22 protein-coding genes are annotated in these 25,248 nt (G+C 58.8%); 6 read left to right on the plus strand and 16 right to left on the minus strand.

Annotation, left to right across the window (positions count from 1 at the left end; genetic code table 11):
* Positions 1-30: 30 nt before the first annotated feature.
* Positions 31-3,258 carry a carboxyl transferase domain-containing protein gene (locus BFV97_RS13535; protein WP_069300926.1) on the minus strand — a complete coding sequence of 1,076 codons (3,228 nt, stop codon included), beginning with the start codon at positions 3,256-3,258 and terminating at the stop codon, positions 31-33.
* Between the two features lie 159 nt (positions 3,259-3,417).
* Between BFV97_RS13535 and BFV97_RS13540 the strand changes: the two genes are divergently transcribed.
* Positions 3,418-4,023: a TetR/AcrR family transcriptional regulator gene (locus BFV97_RS13540; protein WP_069300927.1), complete on the plus strand. Its 606-nt coding sequence runs from the start codon at positions 3,418-3,420 to the stop codon at positions 4,021-4,023.
* A gap of 16 nt (positions 4,024-4,039) precedes the next feature.
* Here the strand turns inward: BFV97_RS13540 and BFV97_RS13545 are convergent, their stop codons facing one another.
* Positions 4,040-4,555 carry an isoprenylcysteine carboxyl methyltransferase family protein gene (locus tag BFV97_RS13545; protein ID WP_069300928.1) on the minus strand — a complete coding sequence of 172 codons (516 nt, stop codon included), beginning with the start codon at positions 4,553-4,555 and terminating at the stop codon, positions 4,040-4,042.
* Positions 4,552-5,619, minus strand: coding sequence for a type III polyketide synthase (locus BFV97_RS13550; protein ID WP_069300929.1), 1,068 nt, complete (start codon positions 5,617-5,619; stop codon positions 4,552-4,554). Before BFV97_RS13550 ends, BFV97_RS13545 begins: the two co-directional genes overlap by 4 nt.
* A 302-nt stretch (positions 5,620-5,921) precedes the next feature.
* Between BFV97_RS13550 and BFV97_RS13555 the strand changes: the two genes are divergently transcribed.
* Both BFV97_RS13555 and ggt read left to right on the plus strand, forming a co-directional pair.
* Positions 5,922-7,658, plus strand: coding sequence for a BCCT family transporter (locus BFV97_RS13555; protein ID WP_069300930.1), 1,737 nt, complete (start codon positions 5,922-5,924; stop codon positions 7,656-7,658).
* Positions 7,659-7,775: 117 nt separating this feature from the next.
* Positions 7,776-9,512, plus strand: a complete 1,737-nt coding sequence (gene ggt / locus BFV97_RS13560; RefSeq protein ID WP_069300931.1) for a gamma-glutamyltransferase — start codon at positions 7,776-7,778, stop codon at positions 9,510-9,512.
* A gap of 6 nt (positions 9,513-9,518) precedes the next feature.
* On the opposite strand, the gene argE is transcribed toward ggt, so the two are convergent.
* Positions 9,519-10,673 carry an acetylornithine deacetylase gene (gene argE, locus BFV97_RS13565; RefSeq protein WP_069300932.1) on the minus strand — a complete coding sequence of 385 codons (1,155 nt, stop codon included), beginning with the start codon at positions 10,671-10,673 and terminating at the stop codon, positions 9,519-9,521.
* A 222-nt stretch (positions 10,674-10,895) separates the two neighbouring features.
* Between argE and BFV97_RS13570 the strand changes: the two genes are divergently transcribed.
* Positions 10,896-11,192: a GIY-YIG nuclease family protein gene (locus BFV97_RS13570; protein WP_069300933.1), complete on the plus strand. Its 297-nt coding sequence runs from the start codon at positions 10,896-10,898 to the stop codon at positions 11,190-11,192.
* 86 nt (positions 11,193-11,278) lie between these two features.
* On the opposite strand, the gene BFV97_RS13575 is transcribed toward BFV97_RS13570, so the two are convergent.
* From BFV97_RS13575 to BFV97_RS13615, 9 genes are all read right to left on the minus strand, one after another.
* Positions 11,279-11,695 carry a type II toxin-antitoxin system death-on-curing family toxin gene (locus BFV97_RS13575; protein WP_069300934.1) on the minus strand — a complete coding sequence of 139 codons (417 nt, stop codon included), beginning with the start codon at positions 11,693-11,695 and terminating at the stop codon, positions 11,279-11,281.
* Positions 11,696-12,031 (minus strand): hypothetical protein, encoded by a 336-nt coding sequence (locus BFV97_RS13580; protein WP_157888326.1) that lies wholly within the window; start codon positions 12,029-12,031, stop codon positions 11,696-11,698.
* Positions 12,032-12,161: 130 nt separating this feature from the next.
* A complete protein-coding gene (locus tag BFV97_RS13585) occupies positions 12,162-12,446 on the minus strand; it encodes a hypothetical protein (protein WP_069300936.1) in 285 nt (94 codons plus the stop codon).
* A 113-nt stretch (positions 12,447-12,559) separates the two neighbouring features.
* The gene (locus BFV97_RS13590; RefSeq protein ID WP_069300937.1) at positions 12,560-13,102 is read right to left on the minus strand and encodes a VOC family protein; all 543 of its coding nucleotides are present in this window, start codon (positions 13,100-13,102) and stop codon (positions 12,560-12,562) included.
* An 80-nt stretch (positions 13,103-13,182) separates the two neighbouring features.
* Positions 13,183-14,442: an aminotransferase class V-fold PLP-dependent enzyme gene (locus BFV97_RS13595; protein WP_069300938.1), complete on the minus strand. Its 1,260-nt coding sequence runs from the start codon at positions 14,440-14,442 to the stop codon at positions 13,183-13,185.
* Between the two features lie 81 nt (positions 14,443-14,523).
* Positions 14,524-16,779, minus strand: coding sequence for a TRAP transporter large permease subunit (locus tag BFV97_RS13600; protein ID WP_069300939.1), 2,256 nt, complete (start codon positions 16,777-16,779; stop codon positions 14,524-14,526).
* Positions 16,780-16,875: 96 nt separating this feature from the next.
* Complete coding sequence (locus BFV97_RS13605; protein WP_069300940.1) at positions 16,876-17,982, minus strand: TRAP transporter substrate-binding protein; 1,107 nt, start codon at positions 17,980-17,982, stop codon at positions 16,876-16,878.
* A 127-nt stretch (positions 17,983-18,109) separates the two neighbouring features.
* Positions 18,110-18,778 carry a TerC family protein gene (locus BFV97_RS13610; RefSeq protein ID WP_069300941.1) on the minus strand — a complete coding sequence of 223 codons (669 nt, stop codon included), beginning with the start codon at positions 18,776-18,778 and terminating at the stop codon, positions 18,110-18,112.
* On the minus strand, positions 18,775-20,391 hold the full coding sequence (locus tag BFV97_RS13615; protein WP_425412277.1) for a GMC family oxidoreductase: 1,617 nt from the start codon (positions 20,389-20,391) through the stop codon (positions 18,775-18,777). Before BFV97_RS13615 ends, BFV97_RS13610 begins: the two co-directional genes overlap by 4 nt.
* A gap of 79 nt (positions 20,392-20,470) precedes the next feature.
* On the opposite strand from BFV97_RS13615, the gene BFV97_RS13620 reads away from it, so the two are divergent.
* On the plus strand, positions 20,471-21,232 hold the full coding sequence (locus BFV97_RS13620; protein ID WP_069300942.1) for an IclR family transcriptional regulator: 762 nt from the start codon (positions 20,471-20,473) through the stop codon (positions 21,230-21,232).
* Between the two features lie 10 nt (positions 21,233-21,242).
* Here BFV97_RS13620 and BFV97_RS13625 read toward each other — a convergent pair whose 3' ends face one another.
* From BFV97_RS13625 to hisD, 3 genes are all read right to left on the minus strand, one after another.
* On the minus strand, positions 21,243-21,476 hold the full coding sequence (locus BFV97_RS13625) for a hypothetical protein (protein WP_069300943.1): 234 nt from the start codon (positions 21,474-21,476) through the stop codon (positions 21,243-21,245).
* A 77-nt stretch (positions 21,477-21,553) separates the two neighbouring features.
* Positions 21,554-22,540 carry a zinc-dependent alcohol dehydrogenase gene (locus tag BFV97_RS13630; protein ID WP_069300944.1) on the minus strand — a complete coding sequence of 329 codons (987 nt, stop codon included), beginning with the start codon at positions 22,538-22,540 and terminating at the stop codon, positions 21,554-21,556.
* A gap of 2 nt (positions 22,541-22,542) precedes the next feature.
* Positions 22,543-23,850 (minus strand): histidinol dehydrogenase, encoded by a 1,308-nt coding sequence (gene hisD, locus BFV97_RS13635; protein WP_069300945.1) that lies wholly within the window; start codon positions 23,848-23,850, stop codon positions 22,543-22,545.
* Positions 23,851-24,189: 339 nt separating this feature from the next.
* Here hisD and rsgA point away from each other — a divergent pair, with 339 nt between their 5' ends.
* Entirely contained in the window at positions 24,190-25,242 is a 1,053-nt protein-coding gene (rsgA, locus tag BFV97_RS13640; protein WP_069300946.1) for a ribosome small subunit-dependent GTPase A, read from the plus strand.
* Positions 25,243-25,248: the final 6 nt, after the last annotated feature.

The following is a 25,248-nucleotide window of genomic DNA, read 5'->3' on the forward strand; positions in this document are numbered from 1 at the left end:
GTCCTTCCCTGAAATATCGTGCCGTTCGGCCTAGAGGCTCTCGGCCATGCGCAAGCCTTTGGCGATCCAGCCTCGGGTCTCCGCCGGGTCAATCACCGCGTCGATTTCATGGGTCGAGGCCACATTGATCGCCCCGCCCCGCACGTACAATTCGTCCACCAGTCGGGTGTACAAAGCTTCACGCGCGGCAGGGTCGGTCTCGGCTTCCAACTCTTTGCGATAGCCAAGCTGGATTGCGCCCTCCAAGCCCATCGGCCCGAATTCCCCCGTGGGCCATGAGATCGAAAACGCCGGTTCCCCGAGGCTCCCCGCCGCCATCGCCTGCGCCCCGATGCCATAGGCTTTGCGCAGGCAAACAAAGAACATCGGCGCGTTTAGGTTGGCTCCCGCCGTGATCAGTTCACAGGCCGCCGCAACCGCACCTTCCTCTTCGCTGTCCGGTCCAACCATGAAACCGGGCGTGTCACAAAGCGACAGAACCGGCAGGTTGAATCTTGCGCAAAGGTTCAGGAACCGCGCCCCTTTGGCTGAAGCCGCCGCATCCAGTGCACCACCCAGATGCTGTGGATTGTTGGCAATCAACCCCATCGGGCGCCCTTCAATCCGCACGAACCCTGTCACCATGCCGGCCGCATGTTGTGCGCCCAGTTCAAGGAAACTGCCCCTGTCCACCAGCCCTTCGATCAAGGGGCGGATCAGATAGGATTTCTTGCGGTTTTCGGGGATTGCGTGGCGCAGCATCCGCTGGTCCGCAGCCTCCCATTCCTCCAGATCCCCTTGGAAATACGACAGAACCTGACGGGTCGCGGCAATCGCGGCATCATCGTCTTCCACCAGAATATCCAGCAGTCCGTTTTGTGCGTGCATGGGCGCGGGGCCGATTTCCTTGGGATGGAAACTGCCGATCCCACCCGCTTCGATCATGGCAGGACCGGCCAGACCGATCCAGCTGTTGCGGGTGGCAATCCGGATGTCCCCCGCCCCGAAAATCGCCGCATTACCGGCAAAACAGAACCCCGAGTTGACCGTAATCCGCGGCCCCCAGCCCTTAAGCCGTGCAAATTCCGCAAAGGTCGTGACTTTCAGGCCGGACTGGATGGTTTGGGCAAAATCATCATCATTGGGCCGACCGCCGCCCCCTTCGGTGAAAAAGACCGACGCAAGCCCCTGTTTATGGGCGACTTCGATCATCCGGTCGGTTTTCAGGTGGCCGAAATAGCCCTGTGTCCCCGCCATCACGGTAGAGTCATAGGCAAGCAAGGCCACCTGCGACCGCCCGCTTGTGAAACGATCCGCATTCATCGCCCCCACGCCCGTGACAATCCCGTCCGCCGGAGACACGTCGATCAGCGCCTCCAGCCCCAGCTTGCGGCGTTGGCCCGCCAGAACGAGCTGCCCGTATTCATGAAAATCCCCGCCCGCGCACAGGCCGTCGATGATCTCGCGCGTGGTGCGCTGGCCACGATCCCGCCGCCGCGCAACCGCACGGGGGCGGTTTTCATCCAACGTCCGCGCAAGGCGGCCTTGCAGTGCGGCAAGATCGTCGCGGATATGGTCCGGATCAGGGGCGCTGTCCTGTGCGCTGATTTCCTCTAACGTGTCATCGCGAGTAAAGGCCAGAACCGGCGTACCGGCGGTCACGGTCTGCCCTTCGGAGGCGAAAACCTCGGCCACGACTCCGCCAGCTTCGGCTACTACGACATGCTGCATCTTCATCGCCTCGATCACGGCGACTTCTTGTCCTTTGGCGATCTGGTCGCCTGCCGTCACAAGCACGTGCTGGATCATCGCCTGCATTGGCGCGCGGAGCGCCTCGGTCCCTTGGGGAAGTTTCACCTCATCTTCTGTGTTGTCGGCTTGGGCTTCAAAGAACCGGTCCGCCCCGCCGCTATCCGCCACCAGCGCGGGCATCTGCGCGTCCAGCGTGCGTACATCAACAGCCCAGTCCGCCATCACAGGCAGACGCAACAGGGACCGCAGGAAGGCGATGTTTGTGTCGATCCCGCCGATCTGGAATTCTGACAGGGCCCGTTCTGCCTTGGCAAACAAGCGTGCCAGATCGCCCGATCTTTCGTGCACCACCAGCTTTGCAAGCAGGGAGTCAAAATTCGGATTGGTGCTGTATCCCGCATAGGCGTAACCGTCGATCCGCACCCCCGGACCGCTGGGCGGGGTATAGGCGTCCAAACGCCCGCCAGTCGGTGTGAACACCCCGTTCTGATCCAGTGTTTCCGTATTGATACGGGTCTGCACACTGTATCCCACAGGCGCGGCGGGGGGCTGATCCAGCCCTATTTCCGCAAGCGTTGCCCCCGAAGCCAGCGCAAGCTGGATTTCCACCAGATCCTGTCCGGTGATCTCTTCGGTGATGGTGTGTTCCACCTGAATACGCGGATTGGTTTCAATGAAGTAAAATGCGCCGCTGTCCTCCACCAGAAACTCTACCGTGCCCAAGCCGCGATAATCGCAGGCCCGCCCGATCGCCACGGCCGCGTCCAAAAGTGCGCTGCGGGTGTCCTCTGTCAGGTTCGGCGCGGGGGCAAGTTCGATGATCTTCTGATGCCGTCGCTGCACCGAACAGTCCCGTTCCCACAGGTGGGTCACATTGCGGCCATCGCCGATGATTTGCACCTCGATGTGGCGCACCGAAGGTAAAAAGCGCTCCGCATATAGCGTGCTATCGCCAAAGGCGGCTGCGGCTTCGGTGCTGGCCTGATTGAAGGCGGTCTCGATTTCGTCTGCGGATTGCACGATCCGCATACCGCGCCCGCCGCCACCGTTCACGGCTTTGATCATCAGCGGCGCAGCGCCCTGAGACTCATAAAAGGCTTTCACCGCGTCGACACTGTCCAGCGGGCCGGACCCGCGCAGCACCGGCACCCCGGCGTCTTCGGCCAGTGCACGCGCCGATACCTTATCTCCCTGACGGCGCAGCGTTTTTGCATCCGGCCCCACAAAGACGATCCCCGCCTCTGCGCAGGCATCTGCGAAATCGGCCCGCTCGCTAAGCAGGCCATAGCCCGGATGCACCCCGTCACAGCCGGTTTCCTTTGCGATTTCGATCAGTGCCGCGATGTCGAGATACCCCGCCACGCCCGCCTTTGGCAGCACGCGAACCGCGTCCATATGCTTGGTGTGTAGAGACGTAGCGTCATCGACTGTGTGAACCGCCACAGTTTCCAGTCCTGCGGCGGCGGCGGTGCGTGCAAGGCGGATGGCAATCTCCCCGCGATTCGCAATCAGCAGCTTTCTGATCATGTAAAAATCCCCTTATTAACCAAACTGCACTGACTTCCTGGCATTTTGCTAACCGAGGGTCACTGAACTTTCCAAAGTTTAGGTATCAGCCCTTCGGGAAGTCAACCAAATACAATTCACTCTATTGACCCGCAATCGCGCGTTGACGATACTCTGGCAATGACAGAACTCTCCGGTTTCCCGACCCGCAAACAGCTCCGCGATCTCAAGCGCCGCGAAATCGTGCGGTGCGCCACCGTCAAATTCGGCACGGAAGGCTATGAGAACGTCACTCTCGAGGCCATCGCGGCTGAACTTGGTGTGACCAAGGCAGCGCTTTACAATTATTGCAGCAGTAAGAACGACCTCTTGATGCAGTGCTACGAGTTGGGAATGGACCGGCTGGTAGAAGCTGTGGAAACCGCGCTGGCTGGCAATGGCAGCGCAGCGGTGCGGCTGGATGCCGGACTGCGGGCCTATACCGTCACTATGCTGCGCGCTGACATGCAATACCTGTGGAGTTATACCCGTCCGATGGTCACATCCGGCGACAAACGCAGTGTTCAGACCAGCCGCGACAAACTGGACATGATGTTTCGCGACATGCTGGATGCAGGGATCAAGGACGGTTCCCTGCGCGCGGATCTGGACCCGAAACTGGCCAGCCTGATTATTCTGGGCGCAGTGAACTGGGTGGGCATTTGGTTTCGCGAAGGCGGCGGGCGATCCCCGGCGCAAATCGCCGCAGAAGTCACCCGCGAAGCCATGCGCGGCTATCTTGCCTGACGTCAGAGCCTGTCACCTAACGTCCGGCGGCGGGCGGCCCCTGGCGCAATCCTGACAGCGCCGCATTTTCAACGCCGATCCGCACCCATAGCATCGCGGCATTTAACAGGGTAAACAGGACCGCCACCCAGACCAGCCCCAAGACCATCGGCGCGACGATAATCTCGGCCACCACCAGCGTATAATTGGGATGTGAGAGATAGCGGAACGGCCCGCGCACGACCAAAGGCTCCTCCAGCACAATCACCCGCGTGGTCCAGCGTGGCCCGAGCGTGGCAAGTATCCAGACCCGCAAGATTTGCAGCAGCGCAAAGAGAAACAGCCAGAAAAGAGAGACCGCTTCATCGTATCCGCCAAACACCAGACAGGCGATCCACGCGCTGTGCATGGCAACCATCACCGGATAATGCGCCGCACCGACCTCATAGGCGCCCCGCGCCAGCAGACGGGCGGTGTTGCGTTTGGCGATGACCAGTTCGCTTAACCTTTGGAGGATGATAAACCCTAGAAACAGCACCGCGCCAAGCGTCATGCCCCCGCCCCCGCTGCCACATGAACCGGCAGGTAGGATGCTGTGAACCCCGGACCAAGTGCGCAGGTCATGAATTGCCCCGCACGCCCTGACTGCAGCACAGCCTTCAGCACGAACAGCACCGTAGGCGCCGACATATTGCCAGCGTCCCGCAGAACATCCCGTTCCTTGTCCAGACTGTCTGCCTCCAGCTTCAGGGCCGTTTCAATGGCGGCGACAACCTTGGCGCCGCCGGGATGGCATATGTAGCGGTCAATCTGACTGTGCTTCAATCCGGTCGCGGTCAGTGCAGCACTGGTGGCTTGCGCGAACTCGGCACTGACAAAATCAGGGATGGAGCGGTCGAAGACCACACCAAAACCGGTTTTATCAATATCCCACCCCATGATTTGCAACGTATCGGGCCAGAGCTTCTGATACCCCTGCCCAAGCCGCACCTTTCGACCCGTTTCCGGTGCCTGATCGCACAGGCAGGCCGCAGCCGCCCCATCCCCGAACAGGACAGCGGCGATAATGTCGGCCTTTTGCAGACGATCCGCGCGAAACGACAAAGAGCATGTCTCCACCACCACCAGCAAGACCCGAAAGCCCGCACGCCCCGCTGCAATTGACTGTGCAAGGGACAATCCACTGACCCCGCCAGCACAGCCAAGACCAAAAACCGGCACCCGCATGATGTCATCGCGAAAGCCCATCTTTTTGTGGGCCTGCGCCTCGAGTGACGGGGTGGCGATGCCGGTGGAGCACACAGTCACCACACAATCCACGCTTTGCGCACTCCAGCCCGAAGCATTCAACGCAGCACGTGCCGCATCGCAAAACAACGCGGTTGCCCCGGTCATAAAGGCGGCGTTCCGTTCGGCCCAACCGTGGTTTTCGGAAAACCAGTCAAGCGGCACGACACTATGGCGGGTGTTAATCCCTGCACTGCGGAAACTGCGCGAGAGACGGTGAAACTGTGGGTACTTGCCGCCAAAGATCAGCCCCGCCCGTTGCTCTACCTCTGTTTGGTCCAGACAATATTCCGGCAAAGCGGTGGATAATCCGTGGAGATAGACGCTCATTCTGTGCCTTTGTAACTGCGATCCGGCCAAGGCGGCGAAGACCCACGCCAGAACATAGCTTTACCACGCCGCTGTACAAGTCCGCATATGCAGGCTATCCCGAATGCAATAGTACAAATCGGCCACAGTGCGCGATACTGCCCAAAGGGGCATTCCGGACCAGCGGTTGTGCCTCTTGTGCCACTTTGATAGTCACTAGTGGCTCATGTTTAGTCGTATTCCAGCGTTTTCCGTGCGGTTCCCTGTCAGAACCCCGGCGGATTTTCGCTTTTGATACGATAGTATTTACCAAGGAGACTCCGATGACGGACGTAAATAATGATCAGGGGATACCGGAACCGGACGGGTACCACCTCCCCATAGATACCGACCATGAAATTGGTGAAAACAACGTAGACGGCAGCATCGGACGGATCGGCTTTGACATCCATAACCCGGTCTTTGCCATCTCCGGCCTCACTGTGATTGCCTTTGTCATCTTCACACTGGCCCTGCCCGAACAGGCCGGAGTCATGTTCAAGACCTTGTTTAACGTTGTGACCAAGAACTTTGACTGGTTCTTTCTCTCAGCGGGGAACATCTTTGTCCTGTTCTGTCTGGCCCTGATTGTGCTGCCCGTCGGTTCGGTCCGGCTGGGCGGGGCGGATGCGACACCGGATTACGGCTACCTTGGCTGGTTTGCCATGCTCTTTGCCGCCGGTATGGGCATCGGCCTGATGTTTTACGGGGTGTCCGAACCGATGAGCCATTTTTCCACCTCCTTTGGCGGAACTTCGGTAGAAAACGGGCTTCGCACCGACTGGGCACCGCTGAACGGCGCTGAAGGCGATCAGGCCGAGTCCATCCGTCTTGGCATGGCGGCCACGATTTATCACTGGGGTCTGCACCCTTGGGCCATGTATGCGGTGGTTGCACTGGCGCTGGCGCTGTTTTCCTACAACAAGGGCCTGCCCCTTTCGATCCGCTCTGCGTTTTATCCGATCTTCGGGGAACGGGTATGGGGCTGGACCGGCCATGTTATCGACATCCTTGCGGTGTTTGCCACATTGTTCGGTCTTGCAACTTCGCTGGGGCTTGGCGCGACACAGGCTGCAAACGGTCTGACCCTGCTGTTTGGCAGCGGCGTTGCAGAAGAAGGCACACGCAGCCTGCTGGGTATGCCTTTTGGCAACACAGATGACAGCGGCGTGGAGAACTCCGGCGGTTTGCTGATCCTGTTGATCGTTGCGATTACGGCGGTGGCGCTTGTGTCGGTGATCCGCGGGCTGAACGGCGGCGTTAAAGTCCTGTCCGAGATCAACATGGTGCTGGCGGTTCTGCTGGTTCTCTTCGTGCTGGTCTTTGGCCCGACACTGGACATCCTCAAAGGATTCTTCAGCGCCCTTGGTGCCTATTTCGAGTATCTGCCAAGACTGGCAATGCCGTTTGGCCGCGAAGACACCAACTTTGTACAGGGCTGGACCGCCTTTTACTGGGCTTGGTGGATCAGCTGGTCGCCTTTCGTTGGCATGTTTATCGCCCGCGTTTCCCGTGGCCGCACCGTGCGTGAGTTCATGATCTGCGTGCTGCTGATCCCGTCACTGGTCTGCGTCCTCTGGATGAGCGTCTTTGGCGGCACAGCGATCCAGCAATACGTTCAGGACGGCTATGAGGCCGTAGTGAATGCGCCGCTGGAACTGAAGCTGTTCGGCATGCTGGACGCATTGCCACTGGCGTCAATCACGTCCTTTGTGGGCATCTTGCTGGTTATCGTCTTCTTTGTCACCTCCTCTGACTCCGGCTCGCTTGTGATCGACACGATCACGGCTGGCGGCAAAGTGGACGCGCCAATGCCACAGCGTGTGTTCTGGTGTATCTTTGAAGGCGCGGTTGCCATCGTCTTGTTGCTCTCGGTGGGCGGTCTGTCCTCCTTGCAGTCCATGGTGATCTCCACCGGCCTGCCCTTTGCAGCCGTGCTATTGTTGCTGTGTGTCTGTATCTTCATGGGCCTGCGCTCAGAGCGTAAGGCGATCAAGCTGCGGATCAATCCGGCGGAATAGCACCTTCACGCACGTCGAAATCAACAGGCAGCGCCGGACCCTCCGGCGCTGCTTTTTTATGGGGGTTGCGTGGATGCGGGGGCTTTGTATCGTAGAAGAGACAGACGGAGCCTTGCCATGACCCTATTCCCCAGACTGACCGCCGCTTTCCTGCTCTGCGCTGCTCCGTTGCTGGCGCAGGACTGGTCCGACACTGCCCAAAACGCGCTGGACCAGCGCAACGCGGGGCAAGCGGTTTCGGCAGAAAACTGGATGATCAGCGCGGCCAATCCCCATGCCGCCGAAGCCGGCGCCGCCGTGCTGCGGGCAGGCGGCACAGCGGCCGATGCGATGGTGACGGTTCAGGCGGTGCTGGGACTGGTGGAACCGCAATCTTCGGGACTGGGGGGCGGTGCCTTTCTGGTCTGGTATGACGCGGCCAGCGGCAAAGTCACCACGCTCGACGGGCGCGAGGCCGCGCCCCTTGCCGCCACCCCGACCCTGTTTCAGGACGATAGCGGCGCACCGCTAAAGTTCTTTGATGCGGTGGTTGGCGGACGTTCTGTCGGGGTTCCTGCCACCCCTGCCCTGATGGAAGCCGCCCACAAGCGCTGGGGCAACCGCCCGTGGGCCGAACTGCTGGCCCCTGCGCGCGATCTTGCCAGAGAGGGGTTCACGGTCTCTCCCCGATTGGCAGATTCTGTCGCGGCCGATCCCGAACGTCTGGGCAGGTGGCAGACAACCCGCGACTATTTCCTGCCGAATGGCACGCCGCTGCGCAGCGGCGACAGGCTGAAAAACCCCGCCTATGCCGCCACGCTAGAGGCCATGGCCGACCGCGGGGCGGATGTGTTTTACACAGGTCCGCTGGCACAGGAAATCGTCGCGACAGTGCAAGGGGCAACAGGCAATCCGGGCGTGCTGTCTCTGGTGGATCTGGCGATCTACCGCGTAAAGGAACGCGCCCCCGTCTGCGCCGCTTACCGCGCGTATGAAGTCTGCGGCATGGGTCCGCCCTCCTCCGGCGGCCTGACGGTCGGGCAAATCCTGCAACTGCTGGAACCCTACGACCTGCCCGCACTTGGCCCGCAATCACCGGAAAGCTGGCGGCTGATCGGGGATGCCTCCCGTCTCGCCTTTGCGGACCGTGATCGATACATGGCCGACAGCGATTTTGTGCCGGTTCCGGTCAAGGGCCTGCTTGATCCCGCTTACACCCGCGCCCGCGCACAACTGCTGGACCGCGACACCGCGCTCGATGACGTTACAGCAGGCACACCTGCGTTTGATCACGGTTGGAACCGCGCAGCGGACCAGTCTATCGAACTGCCCTCCACCAGCCATTTTTCCATCGTTGACAGCTATGGCAACGCGCTGTCGATGACGACGACCGTTGAAAACCGCTTTGGATCGCGGTTGATGGCAGGCGGTTTTATCCTCAACAACGAGTTGACGGATTTTTCTTTCGCCAGTCACAGGGACGGCATCCCGATTGCAAACCGTGTGGCACCGGGCAAACGTCCACGGTCTTCCATGTCGCCCACCATCGTTCTGAAAGACGGCGCACCCGTGCTGGTCATCGGCTCCCCCGGAGGCAGCCGGATCATCGGCTTCACCGCGCAAACCATTATAGCGGTGCTGGACTGGGGCATGGACATTCAAAGCGCGATTTCCATGCCGCGCCTTGTAAACCGTTTCGGCACCTATGAAATTGAGGACCGACCCGAAACCGAGGCGCTAAGCGGACCGCTGCAAGACATGGGGTTTGAGGTGAAGCGCGGCGCGATCAGCTCCGGCCTGCACGGGATTAGCATTGCAGACACGCTGACAGGCGGGGCCGACCCCCGCCGCGAAGGTATCGTGATCGGGGAATAGCCGTCCCTAACGCAGCTGCCCTGCAACCCGCCCCAGCATCTCCAGACAGGCGGCAAGCTGGTCGCGGCTGACGTATTCATCCGGTTTATGGGCCTGTTCGATCGACCCCGGTCCGCAGATCACGGCACTGACGCCGCCCTGCTGGAACAAACCAGCCTCGGTGCCGAATGACACGACCTCGGTTTCGTTCCCCCCTGTAAGCGCACGCACGATGGCCACCGCCTCGCTGTCGGGGTCCGGTTCCAGTCCTGCGACCTCGCTCGCGAAGATTTCTTCGATGTTGGCCACAGGGTTTTTCGCTTTCATTTCGGGCAGCAGCACATCGCGGGTGTACTGCTCAATCCGCTCGCGCACAAAATCGCGGTCGCTTTGCTGGACGGGGCGCATTTCCCAGCCCACCGCAGCTTTGTTCGGGATCACGTTGTGGGCCACGCCGGAATGCAGCTCGCAAATCTGCAGGGTGGTATGGGGCGGATCAAAGCGGGAGCCTTCGGGCGCGCGCGAGGGCAATTCCTGCCGGATTTCCATCAGCTTCGTGACAAAACGCGTGGCATATTCCAGCGCGTTCACCCCCAGATCAGGCAGGCTTGAATGGCCCTCAACGCCGGTAAATTCGGTGGTGTATTCGCAACAGCCCTTATGCCCTTCGATGATCCGCATCGACGTCGGCTCTCCGATGATTGCAGCCGAAGGTTTCAGCCCCGCCTTCACCATTTCATCCACCAGAACCCGCGCGCCGAGACAGCCGATTTCCTCGTCATAGGTAAAGGCATAATGCACCGGCCGTGCCAGATCGGCGGCGGCAAATTCCGGCGCCAGCGCCAGAGCTGCCGCAATAAATCCCTTCATGTCACAGGTGCCCCGCCCGTAAAGCAACCCGTCCTGTTCGCGCAAGGTAAACGGGTCCGCAGTCCAGTCCTGCCCTTCCACCGGAACCACATCCGTATGCCCCGACAGGATCAACCCGCCATCCACATCCGGCCCGATAGTCGCAAAAAGATTCGCCTTGCCGTCCGTGTCTGAAGTGATCTGGCAACGGGCACCGAATGGTTCGAGATAGGCGGCAATCCAGTCAATCAGATCACGGTTGCTTTCGCTTGAAATACTCGGAAAAGCAATCAGCCGCTCCAAAATGTCCAATGTTCTTTCCATGCGTTCCATCAAAGGCTCCTTTCGAACGGGACGCTACGCGGAAAGGTGCGGAATGAAAAGCGGGGGAATGGGGGGGAGAAATTGCCCAACATCGGTGAAACCAGAAAACGTTTATTCACTTCACGCCCATTGGGCGATGATTTATATTATCGTTTAGCAGCTTTTCTTGTTTCTCTCTAATTTCAAACTCGGACTTATTCTCAGATGACTAAGAAAACAGGGCTTTAATGAATGAAAAAATTTAAGTTTGTTGTTTATAAGATCACCTTTCCAAACGGGAAGATCTACATAGGCAAAGATGTTGGCTACGATGGCCATACAATTCGCTATTTCGGAAGTTGGAACCATTTGGCAGTTGAAGCTGATTTCACTAAAGATGAACTGATGGACTTCACTATTCGCAGAGAAATCCTGTTCGAGAGCGATGATAAGGTGGAGGTTGGTCAACGCGAGATGGAACTGATTGTTAAACAGCAGGCGAACCATCCCGATAGAGGTTACAACAAAGTACCAAAGTTTCGAGATTAGTTTGGCGCGACCCGCAGGTGCCCGCGCTGGATAAAATAACGGCTCGCGTCATGCTCTAGGCAGAAGGTAATATATTTATCAATTAGTTAAAGCCACATTGCGTGGCGGCGGAGCGTATTTTCCAAAATTTCTACAGAAACGGTGTTTTCAATAAACAGGCGTTCGATCCAAGGACCGAGCTCCTTATCCGGCACTTCAAATTGAACTCCATTCATCAGCAAAAAGTTGACTGCGCTAACGAACGCAGTTCTCTTATTTCCTTGGCGATAGCCATGCGATGTGGAAATGCCGTGCCAGTAATAAGCAGCCACCCTCACGAGATCTGTTCCATCTTCATAACAGGCGTTGGTTTTGGGCCGGCCAACAGCGCCAAGGAGGTCGTCCAGTCGATTATAGCCATCCGGCTCGCCAGCTTCTAATATCACGGAATGGAAAAAGTCCACGTCTTCCAACTCAAGGAAGACTATAGACTTAAAATCGTGTTGAAACTTGAATCCTGGCATTTAAGCCAGATATTCAAGTGTTTCCTTGTAACGTTTCTTGGTCAGAGCCATTGCTTCCTGTGCGGTAAGGCGCTTGCGGAACTTGGATTCTTTCTGCACCTGAACATTGTCGTTAGCAGCATTCAGCGATGAGTAGGATTCACGCGGCCCCGACACATGGTCGTCCGAGCCGTGAAACTGCCCGCAGACTTGGCACAGAATTTCAGGGTTACGGATGGTCACTTCATCACTCCAATCACAATTTTGCACCATCTCGGCGCGTCCATTTACATAGCCATTCACTGGTTGTGTGACAAGTCTTATCACACCATAGCGTAAACTCTCTGCACTCTCCATTCGTGCGTGTTCCAAGACTTATAAGTTCAAAATGTTAACAAACTGTATATAAAATCTTTCCGGAGCCACCGTCAAACTGACGCGCCTCACTCGGCCACCCCGCAGTCACCCACGGGGCGGCACTCCCTCCTCAATCCTCCCGATCTTTATCAGACCTGATGCCGCTGAGTGCGCCGGAGGTTTCCTGCGCGTCATCGCCGTCGTGACGGCCTGCGTCGCCGTCCCATGTGCCTTCGCTGCGCACGGCCTCTTTCATTTCGGGGGGCAGTTCGCGGGCGAGGTCTGCGACTGGCGTGTCGTCACGGTCTACGGCTTCCTTGCGGATGTTGCGCTCTTCGCCGGGGGTCACAACTGTCAGACCTTCGGTTTCGGCTTCGGACTCGGGTTGTGTGCTGTCGGTGGTTTTGTCGGCCATGGTAGTTCTCCTTTGCAGGCCCAACGCTTGCAAAGGAGAATGGTTCATTCTTACGGGAGAATTAGAGGGTTATCCTCGCCAAAACCGGCCGGGAAACGCCCATACCGCCCCTGTTACCGCTCTGACAACCGCGCCAGTGCGTCTGCGACATCGGCGGTTTCAATCGCCAGACCGTCCCGCTCCAGCCGGATTTTATGGGCGAGATTCAGCACATCCCCGTGTGTTTTGCCTTGGGGCGGATCGAACTTGTAGCTGGCCAGTTCCACCAGCAGGCCCATCGGATCGCGAAAATAAAGACTGTCCATAAAGCCGCGATCCTTCACGCCGCTGGAACCATAGCCGCGCGCTTTGAGACGTTCATCCGCCAGCCGTATTGTGGCTTGGGCGACCCAGAACGCGATGTGATGCACTGAGCCGGGCTGCTGTGCAAGCGGCTGGCTCGGCGGTTGGCGGCCCTCTTCGGTAAAGACGGTCAGGGTGCGCCCGTCGCCGGTGTCAAAATACAGATGGTTGATTTCAGGCGCATCCAGATTGGGTTGCTCGAAAATCAGCGGCATGCCCAGCACGCCTTCCCAGAAATCGACCGAGGTCTGGCGGTCTGTTCCGTTCAGGGTGATGTGGTGAATGCCTTGGACTTGGACTGATACATGGGTCATGGGGTGCCTCCGTTCTATGGGCTTTATGTAGAACGGGGCAGCCCCTGTGTCACCTTCGCGTAGCGAATTTCACTGTTCGTCTAGGTGGAACGGTTCTCTACCACGGTTTGCAGTGCTGCCAGAAACTGCGAGACTTCCTGTTCGGTGTTATAGTGGCACATGGAGACCCGCACACAACTGTCCAGACCAAGCGGCTCCAGCACATTGCCCGAATAATGATCCGCCTTGCGCAGATGGGTGCGGATGTTCTGGGCGTTCAGCGCTGTCACCACATCGGCCCCTGTCATGCCTTCAACGGTCAGGGACACCAGACCTTCGCGCAGGGGATTATCCACGCCGCCGATCACTGACACACCGTTCAGTTCCGCCACGCCCTTCAGGTTGCCAATTCCGTGTAGCATGGCATCGGTAAGGTCTTTTTCATGGGCATGGATCGCAGCGCCTGCTGCCTCGATCCGTTCGCGCCTGTCGGTGCTGTCGCTGATCTGTCCGCCAAGCCAGTCGAAATAATCCACCACATCGGAAAACGTCGCATAGGCGCCCGTGTCCCGCGTGCCAAATTCCCAGTTGTCCGCCGGACCGTTGATCAGCATATCGTGGTTCATCGACCCCAGACGATCCGACACCCAGGCCACGCCATAGCCGTGACGGGAGAACACCTTGTAGGGGGACACCGCATAGCCGTCCACGTCATAAGCCGCAATATCAAGCCGCCCGTGGGCCGCGTGCTGGATGCCGTCCACAATGATCAGACAATCGGGTGCCGTCGCGCGGATCGCTTTGACGATGCCCTCAACATCCACGGCCATCCCCGTCACCGGAGAGGTGTGCAGGATGGTGGCCACAACCGTATCAGACGTCACATGAGGGGCGTAATCCTCTGCACTGACAGAACCGGTTTCATTGTTATGGGGCACAGAAATGTAATCCTTGCCCGCAATCCCCGCCCAGCGCAGCGCGGCAGAGCGGCTGGCGGGATGTTCAAGCGTGCTGCCCAGAACCTTGCCCGCGCCGCTTTCGATCACGGCCGTGCGGATCATGCGGAACAGCAGTTCGGTGCCGCTTTCGCCCACAAAGAACTGACCGCTTGGTGCGGCAAAGAACACGCGCATGTCGTCTTTCGCCTTGGCGATGACGCGCATCAATTCGGCGCTGGCCACGTTATCGCGTCCCTGATTGTCAGGGATAGAAGCATAGAACGTGCTGGTCTCTACAGCCGATTTCAGCGTCAGCGCCCCGCCCGCGTTTTCAAAAAACACCCGTGGCCCCTGAAACGGGCAACGGTCCACATGGGCAAACCGCCCGCGGATTTCCTCGATCAAACCTTCTTTGGCAAACATTGCGCGGCTCCTTATTATGGTCGGCCATTTCAAACCGGATCGGCCGACCATGTGCAAGCGGATTCGCCTGTGCCGCGGCCTCTACTGTCCGGCGAAATAAGCCGGCAGCCAGAGCGCGATTTGCGGGAAGGAGAAGATCAGCACCAGCCCCAAAAGCTGGATCAGCATGAACTGCATCATCCCGAGGTAAATGTCCTTCAAATCCCACTCCGGCACTACGCCTTTGAGAAAATAGGCCGACAGCGCCACCGGCGGTGACAGCCACGCGGTTTGCAGGTTCACCGCAACCAGAATGGCAAACCATGTCAGATTGATTTCCAGCGCCTCCAGTGTCGGAACAAGGATTGGCACGATGATCAGGACGATCGGCACCCACTCCAGCGGCCAGCCCAGAAGGAAGATCAGCGCCATGATGATAATCAGGATCATTGTCGGCGCCAGTTCCCAAGCCAGCAGCAGTTCGGTCAGCATGGTCGGCGTTCCAAGCCGGCTGAACACGGCGCCAAAAAAGTTGGAGGCCGCCACAAGGAACATAATCAGCACGGTGATTTCCAGCGTCTTGATCATCGCATCGTAAAAGCTCGCCCAGGTCAGTTTGTTATAGGCCAGTGACAGCAGCAGCGCACCAAAGGCGCCACAGGCCGCAGCCTCGGCCGGTGTGGCCCAGCCCGCAAGGATAGAGCCAAGCGCAAAGGCAATCAGCGTGGTGGGCGGCACCAGCCCCATAAAGAATTCGTACCAGAGATCAGAATAATAGAACCCGCCGGGCCGGACCTTGCGGGCCCAGGTGTAAACCGCCCACATCAGCGCAACCCACGCCAGAGGAACAACCAGACCGGCAAAGGGGAACAGCCCCGCGAAACTGCCTTGAATACCCAGCGTGATCAGCCAGATCATCACCACCAGAGAGGCAAAGACCGACGTAAACTCTAGCGCGTAATAGGGTGAGGTTTCGGGCTGGTCCTCTACCGGCAGGATCGGGCCAAGGTCGGGATTGATCCAGCAGCGCACCAGCGCATAAAGCATGTAAAGCACCGCCAGCATGATCCCCGGAATGATCGCCGCCTGAAACAGTTCAGTCACCGGAACCTCCAGCACTGGCCCCATCACCACCAGCATGATCGAAGGCGGGATCAGGATACCCAGCGTTCCGCCTGCCGTGATCGTCCCTGCTGCAAGGCGCACGTCATAGCCCGATTTATTCATCGTGCGCGCCGCCATGATGCCAAGGATCGTCACCGATGCACCCACGATGCCAGTCGCGGCAGCAAAGATCATTGACACGAACAGAACCGCCACAAACAAGGCCCCCCGCGTGCGCGAGAACATCAACTGGATCGCCGTGAACAGTCGCTCCATCAGGCCAGCCTTTTCCATCAAAATGCCCATGAACACGAACAGTGGCACCGCTACCAGTTGCTCGTCCAGCATGGTGGAATTGAACTGGAAGGTTTGCAGATAGAACGCCATCTTCGCCTTGAACCCCCAAGCCCCGAACACAAAAGCAAGGAAGATCAGGGTGAAGGAAATCGGAAAACCGATAAAAATCGAGAACAGCATCACGGCAATCATCACCAGACCAATGCCTTCCTGCGACAGCCCGCCAACACCCAAGCCCCCCGCAATGCCGCGCAACCAGTCCCCCAAGGGGATCATGTCCGGATAGACCGTCGCAAGGAAGACAATTGCCAGCCCGAACATGTAGAAGGGCAGCGCAATCAGGAACAGGCGGCGGCGCTCTGCGCTCATCTCGTAAAGGGTTTTCAGCAGCTCGGAAATGCCCTGCAACAGCAACAAAAAGGCGCAAAGCGGCATGGCGGTGCGCGCCGGCGCAAGGGGCGCCATCATCGCGGTATCCATGCTGCGTTCCCACGTCACCCATGCCTTTGAGGTGTATTCAAAAGACACCCACAGGAAAAACACCATCGCCGGAAAATAGAAGGCCAGATACAACAGCCCGTCCACCGTCATCTGGGTTTCCTTGCTCCAGTTGCGGTAGATGAAATCGGCGCGGATGTGCACGCCGCGCATCAGGGCGTAACCGGCGCCGAGCATGAACATGGCCCCCGCCAGCATCCGGCTGTATTCAAAAGAATAATCGGTCGGAGCAAGAAACAGCTTGCGGCTGACAACTTCGATCACCATCACCGCGATAATCGGCAGCACCAGCAGACAGGCCAGCCGCCCCACCCAAAGGTTCAGCACGTCGATGCCGGCCACAACCGGACGCATCCAGGGGGTCATATCCTCTGGCGTTTGCCCCGGAATAAAGTCATTCCGCTCGGCAATCAGCTCGTCCGTGATCTCCAGCTTGCCTGGTTCCACTTCTTCGGCCATGCAAAAATCTCCCCGTGTTTATGTGGAAACACCCTTCCGAAGAGGTGCTTGCAAATATACGGAAAGGGGCGCGACACAGGCCGCGCCCCGAGTGGTTTACTTCACAGTGTCAGCAAACGCCTTGCCGAGCGCCGCGTTAGAGGCTTGCGATCCGGCCCAATAGGGCACGGCCACTGCGGCGAAATCCTTCTGGGACTGCCAGACCTTGGCGAAGAACTCGTTCTCTGCCGCGTTCTTTTCAAGCGAGGCTTTGGCCGCGTTCATATAGGCCGGAAAGTAATCTGCCGGGGTGTCATGCAGGATCACGCCGTGGTTTTCCGTCAGATCCTTCAGCGCCTTGCCGTTTTCGTAAATCCGGTAGGACATGGATTTGGACAGGGACGCGTTTGCGGCCACTTCGATGGCTTTTTGTTGCAGCGGTGTCAGGCTGTCGTACACATCCTTGTTGAGATACAAATCCGCATTCACAACGACCTGATGCAACCCTTGCAGGTAGTAGTGCTTCAGGACTTTCTGAAAGCCAAACACCGAGTCAGGCTTGGGGCAGCACCATTCGGCGGCATCAATCGTGCCTTTTTCCAGTGCGGGCAGAATATCCCCGCCCCCCATCGCAACAGAGGCAACGCCGATGTCCTTGTAGGTCTGGCCCGGAATACCCGGAGGCGTGCGGAAACGGTATTTGCGGAAATCATCCATAGATGTGATCGGCTCTTTGAACCAGCCGAGCGCCTCGGGGCCGACAGGTTGCAGCATAAAGCCTTTCACGTTCATGCCCATCTCGTCCCAGAGCTGGTCATAAAGTTCCTTGCCGCCGCCGTATTGGAACCAAGACACAAAGGCGATGTTGTCGATGCCAACACCTGCGCCTGCCACCGGAGAGCCGAACAGCATGGCTGCGGGATGTTTGCCGGACCAGTAATGGGTCCATGCAAACCCGCCGTCGATCAGTCCTGCGTCCACCGCATCCAGCGTTTCGGCAACGCCGACAACGGAACCGGCGGGCAGGATTTCAAAACGCACCTCGCCGTTGGTCAGTGCGCTGACATCATCCCCGAAGTCCTTGAGCATGACAACTTCGTCCGCCTTGGCCGAGATCACAGTCTGCACCCGGATCACCGTTTCCGCAAAAGCGCTAGATACAAACAAGGACGCGCCGACAACGGATGCTGCGGCCCCCTTGGTAATCGTTTTGATATTGAACATTACGTCCTCCCAAAATGTAGCCTTCTTAGAATATTGCCAAACCACGAAGGCATTTGGTCCGGCTTATTCAAACGGATATGATCGCTCGATCCTCCCCAATCCGCTGAATTATCTGTGGCAGAGGGGGCTAATGCCCCTTGCTTAAATTATACCCTTCAATCAGTCCGAGCATCGGCCCCACGCCGCTGCTGGCATCAAAAAAACCGCGATACATCATTTCGGCGGCCACATAGACCAGCACGATCAGACCCAGCCATGAAATCCACGGATAGGCTGTCAGCAGGTGCATGATCATGGTTGCGGCAAAGGCCATCAGAACAATCGCCAGCGCCAGACCGAAGATCAGCATATTGGTGTCGCCGTCCGCAATCGCTGCCACCGCCAGAACATTGTCGAGCGACATAGACACATCGGCAATGGTGATCGACACCAGCGCGGAAAACAACGTGCGGGTGGGGGCGCCGGTGTAGCCCTTGGTCGGGTCCTCGGCATCCATAAGGGCATGTTCTGCCTGCTCGTCCACATTCTCGCGGATTTCCTGATAAAGCCGCCAACACACCCAGACCAGCAGCAGCGAGCCGACAAACAAAATCCCCGGAATGCCCAGAAGCTTGGTCGCCACCACCGCAAAAACAATCCGCAGCACCGCCGCGATGACCATTCCGTACAGAATTGCCTTCTTGCGCAATTCCGGCGCCAGTCCCGCCGCCGCCATACCGATAATCAGCGCGTTATCACCGGACAGGATCAGATCCGCGATGATAATCTTGCCAAAATCGAGAACCATATCCATCATGTGCCTGCATCCTTCAGAACCATTGCGGCCAGTTTCTCTCCGATCATGATGCAGGGCGCATTTGTATTACCGCTGGTGATAATCGGCATGATCGACGCATCGGCCACCCGCAATCCGTCCACCCCGTGCACCCGCAGTTGCGGATCGACCACCGCCTGACTGTCACGGCCCATTTTGCAGGTGCCGGTCGGGTGATAGATCGTCACCGAGGTGTTCCGCGCCCAATCGAGCGTCGCCGCGTAATCGCCCAAGGCGACCCCCGCCCCCGGCGCGTGTTCCTCTGAAATATAATCCGCCAGCGGACGGGTCCGCGCGATTTTGCGGGCAATCTCGATCCCCGCGACCAGAGTGCGCTGGTCCGTCTCTGTCGCCAGATAGTTCGGATGGATTTCAGGATGGTCGCGGAAATCCTTGCTGGCCAGTTTCAGATGCCCCGCGCTTTCGGGGCGCATCTGTAGGACCGAGGCCGTGAAGCCGGAAAATTTATGGGGTCCGTCCGCCGGTTTATCCGCGCTCCACGGCTGGATGTGGAACTGGATGTCCGGTGTTGCCATACGGGGATCGGTTTTTAGAAACCCTGTCCCCAAGCTGGCCGCCATAGTCATCGGGCCGGATTGCGTCAGCAGATACTGCAACCCGATAAGTCCCTGTTTGAACAGGTTGTTAATCTCTGTGTTGATGGTCCCGAGCGAGGTTTTGAACACAGGTCGCGCCTGCAAGTGGTCTTGCAGATTCTGCCCCACACCGGGCAGATGGCAAAGGGTTTCAATTCCCTGTTCCGCCAGATCCGCGCCGTTGCCGACCCCTGACAGCATCAGTATCTGCGGCGAGCCGATGGCTCCTGCGCAAAGGATCACCTCGCGCCGCGCTGTCAGGGTTTCGCTCTGGCCGTTGCGGTTGATGACCACCCCCGTGGCCCGTCCCTGCTCTATGACCACCCGCTCGGTCTGGGCGTGGGTCAGGATATGCAGGTTCTTGCGCCCTTTTGCCGACTTTAAATAGGCTCGCGCCGATGAACAACGCCGCCCGCCGTCCAGCGTTAACTGGAAATAGCCGACACCTTCCTGATCGCCGCTGTTGTAATCGGGATTGCGCTTGTAGCCCGCAGCCTCTGCCGCATCCATCCAGTAGTCCACCACATCCCGCGTCAGACGTGTAGGCGAAACGGACAGGGGACCGTCGGTTCCGCGATCTGGCGACTTCGGCTCTCCCTTCCAGCTTTCGGCTTTTTTGAAATAGGGCAACACATCGTCCCAGCCCCAGCCCTCATTCCCAAGCTGACGCCAGCCGTCAAAATCCTCGGCCTGACCCCGCACATAAAGCAACCCGTTGATCGAAGACGACCCGCCAAGCACCCTGCCCCGCGGCCAAGGGATGTCCCGCCCGTTCAACCCCGGATCAGGGGCGGTTTGGTACATCCAGTCTGTCTCGGGATTGCCCATGGTTTTGAAATACCCCACCGGAACGTGGATCCACGGATTGCTGTCCCTGCCACCGGCCTCGATCAAACCGACCGAAAACCGCCCGTCCTCTGACAGACGTGCTGCAACGGCGCATCCTGCGGAACCGGCCCCGATGACAAGATAGTCGTAGTTCAAAACTGCTCCGTTCATCAAAAAATGAGACTAATAGTCTTGTTAAAAGTCAAAAAAGAGCTAAACAGAGTTAAGAGATCATTGCAAAGGAAAAAGAATGGCTGCCGAGCACCGCATACCGACCAATCTGCGCACCCTGATGATCCTTGAAATACTTGGGCGTGCGGATGAACCGCTGACCCCGACCCAAATCAACGACCGGCTGGGCCTGCCCAAACAGACGGTGCATCGGCTGTGTACCACCTTGGAGCAGGAAGGATTCCTGACCCGCTGCACCGATGGCAAACGGATGAAACCGGCGCGGCGGCTGTTGGTCCTCGGGGCCGGGTTGATGCAGTCAGGGCGGGACTTTCACAGTCGCCACCAGATTCTCGAACAGATTGCTTATCGCGTGAACGAGGCCGTGAATTATGTGGTGCCACAGGAAAGCGGCATGCATTATCTGGACCGCGTGGACACCGACTGGCCCCTGCGCATCCAGCTTCCGGTCGGATCCCACGTGCCGTTCCACTGCACCGCCAGCGGCAAGGTCTATATGGCCTCGATGCCACCGGCCCCGCGGCGTGCCTTTGTCGCCGCGCTAGACCTGAAACCCCTGACGGATGCCACGCTGACGACCCCTGCGGCGCTGCTCGAAGAACTGGCACAGATCCGCAAACAGGGCTTTGCTATCGACAACGGCGAATTTATGGAGGGGATGGTCGCGCTGGCCGTGCCGGTTACAGACCCGGCCGGGCGCTATATCGCCTCACTTGCATTTCACGGTCCGTCCCAGCGACTGACCGTGGCGCAGGCAATTGATCAGAAGTCGATTATTCAGGACGGGGCGGATAAACTGCGAGACAGTCTCTTTGAATGAAGCGGCCAGCTCAGGCCCAGCGGATCAACCCGATAATGGCAGAGGCCGCATAAAAGAACTGCAAGGCAAAGAACGCCCAGCGCCGGTCGATAAAACCCCAAGCCGCAAACAACAGCGCCGAGACCAGCAACAGCGAAAAGCCCAGAACCTCGTTTCCGGTGTTGGAGGCGATCAACAGCGCGTAAACCATCGCCAGAACCGATCCGCCGACTTCAAAAAATGTGATCCAGTTTTGCTTGCTCATAAAGGGAGTCCTGTATTCGCTGTGACAGGCCGGAATGAGTAACGGGCCAGCGCCCCCAGCGCAATGATAATACCCGTCTACTGCGGGTGGAGGATGATTTTCGGCGCCGCCACATCGCCGGTCCTGATCTGCGCAAAAGCGGCGGCACCTTCGTCCAGCGGTCGGTGTTCGACCCAGTCGAGCGCTCCGAAAAGACCGTCAAAAATGCCCTGCGCCGTGTCGCGGAAATCCTGTGCTGTGTAGGTATAGGTGCCAATGAAGGTGATTTCCTGCAAGGTCATACGGCGGGTATCCAGCCCTTCTTTAGCATCGCCCAGCCCGATGTGCACAATCACCCCGCCCGCTTTTGCCAGTGTGCTTGCGGCGCGGCGGGTGTGGCTGATCCCGACGCAATCCACAATCAGATCGAACGCGCCAGAGACATCAGCCGGATCAAGAACGGTAAAATTCCCCGCCTGCGCCAGCACCCCCTGACGACAGGTGTTCGGCTCTGCGATGGTGATGTCTTGCGCCCCCATCGCCTGTAATGCCAAGGCACTGCCAAGCCCGATTGCACCGCCACCCTGTATCAGACAGCAGGCTTGTTCCAGCGGGCCGAACAGGGCCTCGCGCCCCAAACGCACCCCGTGCCAGCACACCGCCAGCGGTTCTGCCAGCGCGGCCTTGTCCAGTGAGGTACCTTCTGGAACGGGCACAAGGTTGCGATCCGGCATCACCAGTTGCTGCGCAAAAGCGCCCTGTCGCGGTTCCATCGAAATGATCTGACGCTTCGGGCAGAGGTTCTCCCGTCCCTCTTGGCAGAACCCGCATGTCCCGCATGTGACCAGCGGATTGACCGTCACACGCTGCCCCTTCATTGCCCCAGCGACCACCAGACCCGCCGCCTCATGCCCAAGGATCAGGGGCGCAGGTCGGCGGTCGTCATGGCCCAGATACGCATGCATGTCCGAACCGCAAATGCCGACTGCTTCAACGCGGATCAGGGCCTCGCCCACGCCGGCCTTCAGATCCGCCCTGTCCTGCATCTCCAGCGTTTCAGGGCCGGTATAGACAAGGGCGCGCAATGTCAGGCGGTTCCGGTCAGATCGAAGGTCTCTTCGGGATAGTATTTGTGCAGCCGTACATCCGCTGCGCGGGCATGGCCCTCCATGCCTTCCAGTCGCGAAATCCGTGCTGTTGCTTCGGCCACAGGCTTGGCGCCGTCCCGCGTGGCCCGTTGCCAGGTGACGACCTTCATGTATTTGTGAACGCTCAGCCCGCCAGTATACCGTGCCGATCCCGAAGTGGGTAGCACATGGTTCGTGCCAGATGCCTTATCCCCGTAGGACACGGTGGTTTCCTCCCCCAGAAACAACGACCCGTAACATTGCAGCCGCTCCAGCCACCAGTCAAGATCAGCCGCCTGCACGGTCAGATGCTCGGGCGCGTAATCATCAGAGGTCGCCGCCATTTCCTCGCGGTCGGCGCAAACGATCACTTCGGCATAATCCCGCCACGCGGCGGTGGCATTCTCGCGGTTGAGTTCGGGCAGGTCCGCAATCAGTTCCGGCACACGGGCCATCACAGTCTGCGCCAGAGTGTTATCGTCAGTGACAAGCCAGACCGGAGAATTATACCCGTGTTCGGCCTGACTGACCAAATCCACCGCCACAATTTCTGCATCTGCTGTGCCGTCTGCAAGGATCAGGCTGTCGGTCGGACCGGCAATCATGTCGATGCCCACACGCCCGAACAGGATGCGCTTGGCCTCGGCAACAAACTGGTTGCCCGGACCCACGATAATATCCGCCTTGGGCAGACCGAACAGACCGAAGGTCATCGCAGCCACGCCCTGCACGCCGCCCATAGACAGGATTTGATCCGCTCCGCACAGATGCGCGGCATAAATGATTGCCGGAGCGATACCGCCATCCCCCTGCGGCGGCGAACAGGCGGTGATTGTCTGTACCCCTGCAACTTTGGCAGTGGTGACGGTCATCATCGCGCTGGCAATATGGGAATAGCGCCCCCCCGGCACATAACACCCCGCCGCGCGGACCGGAATCGTCTTTTGACCTTCAAACAACCCCGGACGCACCTCCAGTTCAAAATCGCTCATGGAGCCCTTTTGCGCCTCGGCAAACTTGCGGATGTTCTCATGGGCAAAGGCGATGTCGTCCTTCAGCTTTTGCGGCACCTTGGCAGCCGCTTGCGCAATCGCATCCGCGTCCAGCAACAACGGGCCGGTGTATTTGTCAAACTTCTCGGCATAGGACCGCGCCGCCGCTTCACCGCCCTGTTCGATGTCGTCCAGAATCTTCTGCACTGTATCCTGCACAGAGGCGCTGCCCGTTTTGGCAGTTTTCCCGGCTTTTTTCAGATAGACACGCGCCATGCTCCGGCTCCCTTCAAGTTCCCTTGTGCAAGCTCTGCCCAGATTGCCGGTTCCGTTCAAGAAACTTGCGCCAGTTTGGGAAAATCCGAAACTGGCTTTCCTCCCAGACAGGCTTCGCTTTGCCACCGCCTGCGCAACAGGCTTGCCATAGACGCTGCGGCCTTCTAAAATCTGCGGACCAAACAACGGAGTTTTCATGTCCTGCTAAGGTGGGGAGCCAGCGGCCGCTCCCGCTCAATGACCGAAACGCGCGGGGCGCGGCCTGATACGGTCTGATCCATCTTATTCTGTTCCCCTGCACCGCACTCCTGAACAGGTGCAGACCATGAAAGACATCCAATGACACGGGACCCTTCCCAAGACACACAATCCGAAATGACACTGGCACAGCTTGGCTGGCAGAACTTCTTTGCCCAGCAAACCGATGTGGATGAAATGGAGCGGACACCGCCCGTGCGGGTAACAGAGGTTCACCGCAACGGGCTGCGGGTGCGCGGCGAAACCGTTGATGTGCTGATCCCCCCCGGCCCAGAGGCCACGGTGGGCGACTGGTTGCTCTATGACAGCGAACTGCCCAGCGCCAGTACGGTGCTGGACCGCAAAAGCCTCGTGAAACGGCGGGCGGCAGGCCATGACCGCTCGGCCCAGTTGATTGCGGCAAATCTGGACACGGCCTTCATCGTCACCTCCTGCAATCAGGATTTCAACGTGGCGCGGCTGGAACGCTACATCGCCCTGACGCTCGAAGCAGGGGTGACGCCGGTTATCGTGCTGACCAAAGCCGATCTCTGCGAGGATCCGGCATCCTTTGTAAAAACCGCCAGCGCCATTTCGGAACTGGTGGCCGTGGTGACACTGGATGCCCGAGGCGGGGAACCGATGGAGAAACTTGCACCGTGGTGCAAGGCCGGACAGACGGTTGCCTTTCTTGGGTCTTCGGGTGTGGGGAAATCTACCCTGACCAACGCCTTGTCGAGCACGCTGAAGATTGAAACCCAAGCGATCCGCGAAGATGACGCCAAGGGGCGGCACACCACCACCAGACGCCAGTTGCATTTTGTGCCCAACGGCTGCGCCGTGCTAGACACGCCCGGCATGCGCGAGCTGCAACTGACAGAGGCAGCATCAGGGGTGGCGGATCTGTTTTCGGACATTCACGCGTTGACCCAGCAGTGCAAGTTCCGCGATTGCGCCCATGAAACCGAACCGGGCTGTGCGGTGCGTGGTGCCCTTGAAAACGGCGAGATAGAAGCGCCCCGTCTGGAACGCTGGCGCAAACTGTTTGATGAAGACCAACTCAACACCGCTGCTCTGGAACAGCGCAGGGCGTCTGACAAGGCGCTGGCCAAGGTGATCCGTCAGGCGAAAAAGCAGAAGAACCAGCGCAAATAGCCAAAC

Origin of the sequence: Neptunicoccus sediminis (assembly GCF_001719615.1) — a bacterium.
GTDB lineage: Bacteria > Pseudomonadota > Alphaproteobacteria > Rhodobacterales > Rhodobacteraceae > Amylibacter > Amylibacter sediminis.